The organism is Acinetobacter sp. G11 (assembly GCF_049808495.1).
In the GTDB taxonomy this organism is placed as follows: Bacteria; Pseudomonadota; Gammaproteobacteria; order Pseudomonadales; family Moraxellaceae; genus Acinetobacter; species Acinetobacter kookii.
The window spans coordinates 1-2,556 of the sequence record NZ_JBNCAT010000066.1 but is presented as its reverse complement, the minus strand read 5'-3'; the positions used below and the strand labels follow the sequence as shown (position 1 = coordinate 2,556).

At 39.0% G+C, this 2,556-nt stretch carries 1 protein-coding gene; it reads right to left on the bottom strand.

Annotation, left to right across the window (positions count from 1 at the left end; translation table 11 throughout):
* Positions 1 to 513: 513 nt before the first annotated feature.
* Positions 514 to 2,133, bottom strand: a complete 1,620-nt coding sequence (locus ACPUEY_RS13980; RefSeq protein ID WP_425122452.1) for an oleate hydratase — start codon at positions 2,131 to 2,133, stop codon at positions 514 to 516.
* Positions 2,134 to 2,556: the final 423 nt, after the last annotated feature.

Genomic DNA, 2,556 nt, shown 5'->3' with positions numbered 1-2,556 from the left:
CTACGTTTGATTGGTTTTGGAAAAAAAGAAGAATTTAAGAAAGTGCTAGCAATTTTAAGAAAGAAAAAGCCTGATAGGACAAGGATCCTATGAAATTTGTCGTGTACAGAGGTAATTTTTATGAAATCTAAAATCATGAGAAAAAGATAGAAAAGCACTTAGTCAGTTTCGGAGTATTATTTAAAACGTGGAGATGTTTTTCCTATGTTGATTAGTCAATTTATTTACGAATGAGGTATAAAGTTTTATCTAATTTTTCTTTTTATCCAATTTAAAATTAGGTGCGTACACGGCCTCAACTTTCAATAAAGTATAAAAGGTGTTTGTGTAGGCAATACCCTTACTTTTGATAAGCCAAAAGAAAGCAAAAGCCTTTGTTACCCATACATAACATCCCTATTATGATGGATAACGTGTGGCATCCCTGCCACACTCGTGTATCCAAACGTTGCTTAAATTAAACTATGTAATAGTGGCGACATAAAGGTGCTCTTATCGCTATATATTAAAAACTTAGTGGAACACTGTTTCTAAAGCTTTTAAACCCACTTTGGGATCAAGTAGACCGTTGTAAATTTCAGGGATTTCACGTTCCACCCCAAAAAATTCATAAATGGCAAGCATCGCCCCACGAACTGAATATTCCACAGTAAAGACCACGTCATCTTCAATTTCCACAAACTGTCCAAGGAAAGCAAAGTTTTGTGAGCCTTGTGGAATTACCTGTGGACGATCCCCCGGTTTACGGCAGGCGAATAGGGCAGAGGCGTATGGCATCATGGCGGTAGTAACATCAGTCGTTGCCAAAACATGATCTAAAATGTCCTCAAAACCGAGCTGTTTAATCAGTTCTGTTAGGATTTCTTGCCCCGTGGCTTCGGACATTGGTTTTTTGATGTAATCGCCTATATGGTCAATTTGGAAACCGTAGCCCCATAAGGTATATAAACCTTCAGGTAAGTCGGCAAAGTGTGGCTGTGCAGGAACCACGATGGATAAATGCCAACCCGACTCATACCAAGTCATGAGTGCGCCTGTGCCTGGTTCATTGCCTGTATAGTCAATAATACGTTTAAGTAGCACGTCATCTTTCATGGTCAGAGTGAAAGACTCCCACTTATGTTCATCGACATTGCCATAAAAAGTCATTGGACGGCCAAAGTCTGGGGCTTTTTGTGCCAGCGTTTCCCAAAGCGTCCAGCCATGATCTTCTCGATGACGAATAAGGGCAGGCACGTCATGATTACCGCCATAACGTGAGTCTGCTGTAATAGAGCCTAAAGTGAAAATAGCTAAATCATTGGCTTTCAGATTAATTTGCTCTGAGCCTTCAGGCAATTGTACATATAGGCGTGAAGCGTAGCGTTCTTGAGTTTCAGCATTGGTAATGAAGTCTGCATCTGTGACATAGTGTCCAAAACGCACATCGACGCCTTGTGCGACTAACCAACGCTGTAGGGGCAGAATCATCGAGTCATATTGGTTGTACTTGGTACGTTTCACACCCGCTAAGGTATGAATGCGTGGCAATTCTTGAATAAAACGCAAGAAATAGCGTCTTAACTCTGCTGCACTGTGCCATTTTTGAAAAGCGAAAGTCGTGCGCCACATGCGCCAGAAATTGGTTTCAAAAAAGGTTTCATCAAAAAACTCATCAATGCGGCGACTGCCAATTTTTTCTTCTTTTGAAGCTAATAGGCGCAGCATCTGTGCACGATGTAGCGTATTCAGACCAAGCTTTGCTGCATCCGCAATGACATGTTCGGCATCAATCAACCGTGCATTGGCGTGGGTTTTCACTTTTTCATTAAACTCACGACATTCTTCACGCACCGAAATGTCTGGATTTTCCAAAGATGGAATACTGGAAAATAAGTCCCATAGGCACAAATAAGTTTCATCGGTCAGCATTCGCCCACCACGTGTTACCCAAGCTTGCGCGGCATGCGGTGTATGTCCACCATCCATCGAACCACCTGAAATATCGAGTTCTTCTAAAATATGGATATTTTTGGCAGGGACTTTGGCATCACGGATTGCAAATGCAGCAGCAGCCATACCTGCGATACCACCACCAATAATCCAAAGATGGGACTGTTGCGCGTCTAATGGGGTGCGCTTCTTATTTTGCATGGTTCACCTTTAATTATGATGTTAAAAATTATGAAGTAAAAAAATTGGTTTAGAAAAACCTTAAAAATAGTATGTCTTTTTATATATGAAAAATGTATGAAATGGGAAGCAATCCCCTCATTATATTTTGTAATCAAAAATAGACGTATGATGGCTATTTTTAATACACATTTGTCTTTTTATTAAAATTGAATATGATCTAAATAATTGATGTTAATGTTTATTGTTGAGTAATTGCTCTATTGTTGTTTTCACTATGCCGTATGCTAAATTTCTTTAAAAATAGGCTTTTTATTTATCATTAAAAAATATCTTTGTACACGACAAAAAAAGATAACTCATTGAAATAATGGCATAATACTTGTTTTCTGACGACGAATATGATGACACATTTCAATGAGTTACATCTCATCTTAAACAAAT